The sequence below is a fragment of the Pseudoalteromonas sp. S1610 genome (genome assembly GCF_005887465.1).
In the GTDB taxonomy this organism is placed as follows: Bacteria; Pseudomonadota; Gammaproteobacteria; order Enterobacterales; family Alteromonadaceae; genus Pseudoalteromonas; species Pseudoalteromonas undina.
Genome location: NZ_PNDI01000021.1, coordinates 44,284 through 51,320 on the forward strand (window position 1 = coordinate 44,284; position 7,037 = coordinate 51,320).

Consider the following 7,037-nt stretch of genomic DNA (forward strand, 5'->3'; position numbering starts at 1 on the left):
TTAAAGTGATAATCCTCTATTTTATTGAGTCATCGCCATGAAATACTTTTTAAGTAGCGCTATCATTTTGCTTTGCTTGGCAGCGGGCAAACTCATTATGCACTTTATTGATGCCAGTTTTCCTGCGCCACTGTTAGCAATGGTTATTTTACTGGTACTACTTTTATCAGGCATTGTTAAAGAGCAGCAACTTACCCCGTGTGCCACACCTATTTTAAATGTAATGCCTATTTTCTTTATTCCTGCAGGCGTTGGTTTTATTGAACACTTGGGACTTATAAAAACACATTGGCCATTTTTAACCACTGTGATGATTATAGTGCCCTTGAGTAGCTTAATTTTAGTAGCCAGTTTGGTTGGCCACTTTAAGGGCACTGAAAACAATGAATGAGCAAATCAGTGCAATAACGCCAAGCCTTTGGTGGTTGACCATCCCTTTTATAATGACTCTTTTTTTTGGACTAAAAATGCTCAATGTGAGAGTAAGTCACAGCATTTTAAAATCCCTCACGAACCCCGTATTTTTAAGTATCGGCATTATTGCCTTATTACTCGTTAACCTTAAATTACCTTATTCACAATTTGCATCGCATAGTCGGTTGTTAACGTGGTTATTAGAGCCGGCCATAGTCGCGTTAGCCCTCCCCTTGTATCAGCAGTTTATGCATATTCGAAAAAACTTTTTACTTATTTTAGTCACCTGCAGTATTGGCATTATTAACGCCACACTGGTGGCTTTTGTATTAAGTGTTTTATTTGCTGTCCCATCGCAGCTCAGCGCTTCAGTTGCGGCACTTAGCGTTACTACACCTATTGCATTACTTGTCACCGACTCACTTGGCGGGATCAGCTCGCTAGCCGCTGCTATGGTTATTTTTATTGGTTTGCTTGGGGCTTTGTTTGGCTTTTTGTTACTAAAATTAATTAAAATATTTAACTTTGAGGCACAAGGCATTGCAATGGGAACGGCCTGTCACGCTATAGGCACCGCGGCTGCAATTGCCGAACATCCAAAAATAGGGGCGTTTTCATCGGTGGCTATGGCATTGAGTGCGCTATTAACTGCTGTGATAGTACCACTATTATATCCAATTTTAGTGAGCACTTTGTTATAGTAAGTTGATACCAATATAACTAAAACTAGAGCTCACCATGATCAGTTCCGAAATTCAGCAATTTGAAAAGTACTACGCCCTACTTACCGAGTATTTAGTCACCTATAGTATGCAAATAGTCGGTGCTATTTTTATTCTACTGATTGGTCTTTGGGTGGCGAAAAAGCTTGCCGAAGTAGTTGCCAATTTGATGACTCGACATAACGTTGATATCACCTTAACTAACTTTGTTAGTAATGTAGTTAAAGTACTGCTGATCATTATGGTGATCATAATTGCGCTTGGTAAAATTGGCATTAGTGTTACCCCGTTTGTTGCTGCAATAGGTGCCGCTTCTTTAGGTGCTGGCTTAGCATTACAAGGCATGCTTTCTAATTATGGCGCAGGACTTGCTATTATTGCCACGCGTCCATTTGTGGTAGGCGATACCATAGAAGTAAAAGGGGTTAGTGGCCAAGTAAAAGTAATTGAACTGGGCCACACCGTGTTAATTAATGAAGAAAAAGTAGAAATAACCATTCCCAATAAGCATATCGTTGGCGAAATCCTACATAACTCATTTAACTACTCTTTAGTAAAAGGTGAAATAGACATAGCCTACAGCGCCTCTAGTGATACTGCGATCAACCTTATCGAAAACGTATTAGCTAATCACGAACTGGTTGCTAAACAACCCAATGCACAAATTGGCATAGAGCGCTTTGCTGATAGCGGCGTTACTATTAGCTATCGATACTGGGTTCCTACCACTAAAATTATTGAAACTAAGCTCGCTATTAATGGCGGCGTATATAAAGCAATTAACGATGCCAATATAGAAATTCCGTTTCCACAGCGCATTGTTACACTTAATAAAAATAACTAGTACTACTAATATAACTAAAGCAAAAACTAAGTGCACTTATAACTATAAAAATGAGCCTATTATGCATCAACCTCCCTTTTATTTAGGTGAATGGCAAATAACCCCTGCCAGTAACACTATTCAACGCGCTGAGGAACAAAAACAGCTAGAACCTAAAGCCATGGATGTACTGGTATACTTGTGTCAAAATCAAACAGAGATAGTGAGTAGCGAAGCGTTATTAACTCACTGCTGGGCAAACACAGAAACCGGCGATAATCCTCTGCATAAAACTATCACTCAACTTCGAAAAGCTCTGGGTGATAAGGCAAGCGCCCCGCAATACATAGAAACCATACGTAAACGTGGTTATAGGGTTATTGCATCGGTTGAGTTTCCATTAGCTGATGATCTCCCCAACCAAGTTAACACATGGCAAGGCGGCTCCCCTTTTTTAGGTTTGAGTGCATATAACCCAACCGATACCCACTTATTTTTTGGTCGTAATAAGGCCATCAGCACGTTATTAGAGAGCGTATCAAACCAAGTAACATTACAGCGCGCATTTTGTTTAATCCTTGGCCCTAGTGGCACGGGTAAATCATCATTAGTTAATGCGGGTATATTGCCAAAGCTACTCGACGAGCGAGGCTATAACGGCATTAGAGTAATGTCGTACACCCAACTCGACTTTGCAGATGTAGCTCAAAATAGGCTGTATTTAGATCTCGCCTCGGCCATGCTCGATTGGGATATTAACGACATTCCAGTATTTACAGGGCTAAGCGCACAAACGCTGGCACAGCAACTAGAACATGACATAGATAATGTAATTAGCGACTTAAAAAATACAATTGCAAATACCCAAACAGCAGCAAAAACGCCGCAATTGTTTTTGTTTATAGACCGCTTAGAAGTGCTACTTTCCTCACCGCTATTTAGTAACGACACCCGAAGTCACTTTTTATCTGTTATTGAGCGTTTAGCGACCTCTAAAGCGGTGATTGTATTTAGTGCCTGTCGTAACGATTTTTACCCTTTAGTGGTTGAGCAGCCAAGTCTTATGGTGGGCAAAGCTCATGGCGCGCATTACGATTTAACCCCGCCAAATCGCCATGAACTACAACAAATTATTCGTTTGCCAGCGTTAACCGCTAATTTAACGTTTTCACAAGACCCACACACTAAAACCCCGCTGGATGAAATACTCTGCGCCGATACCGCCAACAACCCTGATGCACTGCCCATGCTGCAATACACACTGCAAGAGCTGTATTTACAGCGCAGTGATAATAATGAGTTATTGCACAGTGTATATGAAAAACTCGGCGGTATTGAGGGCGCCATTGGTAAAAAAGCCGAAGAGGTATTTATAGGGCTTTCTCAAGCGCAACAACAGCAGCTAAAAAGCGTGTTATCGCAATTAGTAACACTAAACCCAGATGGTAAAACCATTACTAGCCGCGCAGCCCGCTTGCAAGCGTTAACCAACACCAGCCAAAAAGAGCTAGTTCAAGCCATGGTCGATAGCCGCTTATTTGTATCGCATTTACAAAACCAAGAAGCTTACTTTAGCCTTGCTCACGAGGCATTATTACGCCAATGGCCACGTGCCAAACAGTGGATTAATGACCATAAAGATGCCCTTGCTATAAAAAGCCGCTTACACCACCACACGCAACAATGGCTTAATGAGCACAAAAGTAGCGCCTACCTGTTAGCATCGGGTAAACCACTGCAAGAAGCCGTTACCTTATTAAACGACAATATATTCAAACTAGACGATGACGAACGCGCGCTTATAACCAGCTCTCTTAAACACAGTAAAACAAAAACGATGATAAAACGCGGCACCGTCGCTCTGCTTTGTTTACTTACCTGTGTTGCCCTATTTATGAGTGTTACCAGCTTTCAAGCGCAGCAACTTGCACAGCAAAAACGCCAAGAGGCCGAAAGCTTACTAGGATTTATGGTAGGTGATTTTGCCGACAAATTACGCAGCGTTAAGCGTATGGACTTACTTGATGGCATTAGTAATAAAGCACTTGAGTATTTTACCAATCAAGTCGAGGAACCAAGCTCGCTATTTAACTTTAGCAGTCAACAAGGAGAATTTAAAAGTCGCTTTCAGTATGCACAAACTCTGGAAGCCATGGGGGAAGTGGCCTATTCCCGCGGTAAAACCATTGAGGCCTTCACTGCCTTTGAAAACGCCCGCATTCGCCTTGAGGCATTATTAAAAATCCAGCCAAACAACTTAGAGTTACTAACGCTTGCCGGTGCCAATGCCTTTTGGCTCGGTCAGCTTCATTATGATAAAAGCGATTACGCCGCCACTGAGCCATTATTTAAAAAATATCATGCCTACAGCGAAACCATGTATGCATTAGCACCCAATGACTTTAATGCCATTATGGAGTTGTCGTATTCACATAATTCGCTGGGGTCTTTATACACAGAGAAATTTGACTACACAGCCGCGAAAGAACGCTTTACAAAATCGCTGGTTCTTAAAAACAAAGCCCTTGAGCTTAAACCCAGCAACAAAAACTTATTACGCGATAAGGCCGATACCCTTAGTTGGCTTGCAAAAACTGAAGGTAACTTAGGTAACTTTAATCTCGCAATAGATATGTTAGAAAAGGCGGTAACTGTAGTCAAAAAAATGGCTTCTAACCACCCCAATGACGCAAGTCTTCTTTACATGAATGCAAATATACACATGCAACAAAGTTTCTTACTGAGTTATTTAACCGATAAACGAATAGCCTATCAAAAAGCACTTCTTGCTAACAAAATTATAAGCAAGGCTTTAGAACAAGACCCCAAAGACAATAAGTTCCAGCTTATGTATTACCACTCTTTAGTGTACTTATTGATACTGTCTAATGACAGAAATATTGATCCAAGGGTAGAAGAAACTATTACGTTCTTAAAGTCACAAAGCTTTAATAATATCAGACCTATCAATATACAAATTAGTTTGATTCACTATTTCATTGACAGAAACCTCTCACTTAAAGCACAAGAGTTATTAACGATCCTCGAGAGTGATGTCGAATATAAAAGATACATAACTAATAAAATGAAAAATAAAGATAACTTAGCCCCTATAAATATAAACCTACTCAAAGCTAAATTAGCAACAACCAGCGAACAACGAGAGCAATTTTGCTTAAATGCCTTTAACGCCATTATTCAAACAGTAAAAATAAACCAAAGCATTCACGTAAAGTACCCTCAAGTGCAAACATACACTTGCTTAAACCGAGCAAACGAAATACCCAAGATAAAAGCAAGCCTAGTAAAACTAGGCATTACTAATTTTACATTATGACTATGAATAAAAAAGGAAATAATATGAATAACACTCAAGAACAAATTCACTTTACAGTTAACATTGTACTAGACAGTGACGACAAAGCTAACTTTACATACTCTATGAATGACAAAAAGGCTACAGGCGGCGGAGTTGTAAGAACCGAAACCGCGGGCATTTATAGTTTAGATCAAGCCACGCTTGCTAAAGGCTTTTTATTTACTGGCGCAACTATTACTGATGTCGATAAAGAAACACCTTGCGCCCAAGACTTCAGCTTTAAAGTGAGCGATAACGGCCGCACAATTACCATTATCGACACCGATGAAAACCCTGGCACTGCCTGTTTAGTATTTAATGTTGAGTGCAATGGCAAAGCCTATGAAAGTGCCGATCCACAAGTTATAAATGAAAAAAAATTACTCAGCAACGATTAATTATTGATTTTCACCTTGCACAGGTTACTTGAAACCTGTGCAAGCATGGTTTTTTGTCATTAAATATCAAACAGTTAAAATCAGAAGATTACCGAAAGGTTTAATTGCACTTTTTTAAGTAAATTTGTAGACATCAAAAACGTCTGTACCATGCTAAGGCTAAAACGTGTCGAAACAAATTAACAATAAAGAGACTGCAGCAACTGATAACGATAAAGCATTGCCCTTCGATATCGCTTTATCATCCCCTTTTTCGCATACTCAATTTGATGCATTAATTGAATTATTTAATGGCACCGCCGAAGGTATTTTTGTACTGAATGAACAGGGTGGTTTTGAATTTGCCAACCCAAAAGCTGCTCAATTACTTGGTTACTCTCAACAGTCGCTGATAGGCGAAAATTTACTGTCTTTTTTACACGGTTCAGACCTTGATAAATATAAACAGACCTTATTAAATTGGATTGGTATTAAGGACACCCCTCTTAGCATTGGCCCAAATGAAGTTGCTATAAACAAAGCCAATGGCGATGTGATTGAAGCTGACTTATCAATATCAAGCATGCCAAAAAGTATCACATCGGCGCAAAAGTTGTACGTGTGTATACTTCACGATCTTAGTACTCATAAAGCCATGTATAACCGTTTAAAAATACAGGCCTCAACCGATCATTTAACTGGGCTTGCTAACCGTTTAGCTTTAGATGAGTCGTTAAAAAAATACTGGCAAGAGAGTATTCAAAGCCAACAACCTTTAACCAGTATATTAATCGATGTTGACCACTTTAAAAAATTCAACGATACCTACGGGCATATTAAAGGCGATAAATGCTTACAGAAAATAGCAAAAATGCTATTACAGTGCATTCCATCTAGAGAGTGTTTAGCTGCTAGGTATGGCGGTGAAGAGTTTGCGATTATTTTACCCCGTTGCGATATAAAAACCGCCACGGTTGTGGCCAACCATATACAACAACAAATTGCACAAATGAGCTTTACCGACTTAGGTTTGCCGCCAGAGGTTAAAATTACGGTAAGCCAAGGAATTGCCTGTGAAAATAATAACCAGTACCGCACCTACGAGGCGCTGTTATATGCCGCAGACACGGCTTTATATCGAGCAAAAACAGAAGGTAGAAATAAAATAAGTACGATTGTTTAAAGTTTAAATTAAAGGCCTTTTCATGACGCTACATCTATCCTAAACGCCACTTCATGGAGGTGGCGTTTAGTTAAATAACAGCCGATTAAACTAGGGTCTGTTGACCTTTACGGATTAAGATTCGTTCAAACTAGGGGCTATTTAATCGCGGCGCGAGGTT

6 protein-coding genes are annotated in these 7,037 nt (G+C 39.8%); all 6 read left to right on the forward strand.

The features are described from left to right. The first annotated feature begins 37 nt into the window (after nucleotides 1-37). The 6 genes from CWB77_RS10040 to CWB77_RS10065 all read left to right on the forward strand — a co-directional run bounded on the left by CWB77_RS10040 (nucleotide 38) and on the right by CWB77_RS10065 (nucleotide 6,877). Entirely contained in the window at nucleotides 38-391 is a 354-nt protein-coding gene (locus tag CWB77_RS10040) for a CidA/LrgA family protein (RefSeq protein ID WP_138622585.1), read from the forward strand. Then, nucleotides 384-1,115 carry an LrgB family protein gene (locus tag CWB77_RS10045; RefSeq protein ID WP_055013215.1) on the forward strand — a complete coding sequence of 244 codons (732 nt, stop codon included), beginning with the start codon at nucleotides 384-386 and terminating at the stop codon, nucleotides 1,113-1,115. The genes CWB77_RS10040 and CWB77_RS10045 overlap by 8 nt, the downstream gene beginning before the upstream one ends. Before the next feature lie 37 nt (nucleotides 1,116-1,152). After that, nucleotides 1,153-1,980, forward strand: coding sequence for a mechanosensitive ion channel family protein (locus tag CWB77_RS10050; RefSeq protein WP_054201773.1), 828 nt, complete (start codon nucleotides 1,153-1,155; stop codon nucleotides 1,978-1,980). Nucleotides 1,981-2,041: 61 nt separating this feature from the next. Further along, nucleotides 2,042-5,296 (forward strand): nSTAND1 domain-containing NTPase, encoded by a 3,255-nt coding sequence (locus tag CWB77_RS10055; RefSeq protein WP_138622587.1) that lies wholly within the window; start codon nucleotides 2,042-2,044, stop codon nucleotides 5,294-5,296. Between the two features lie 23 nt (nucleotides 5,297-5,319). Next, nucleotides 5,320-5,715 (forward strand): DP-EP family protein, encoded by a 396-nt coding sequence (locus tag CWB77_RS10060; RefSeq protein WP_055013212.1) that lies wholly within the window; start codon nucleotides 5,320-5,322, stop codon nucleotides 5,713-5,715. A gap of 166 nt (nucleotides 5,716-5,881) precedes the next feature. Beyond that, entirely contained in the window at nucleotides 5,882-6,877 is a 996-nt protein-coding gene (locus CWB77_RS10065; RefSeq protein ID WP_138622588.1) for a GGDEF domain-containing protein, read from the forward strand. Nucleotides 6,878-7,037 lie beyond the last annotated feature (160 nt).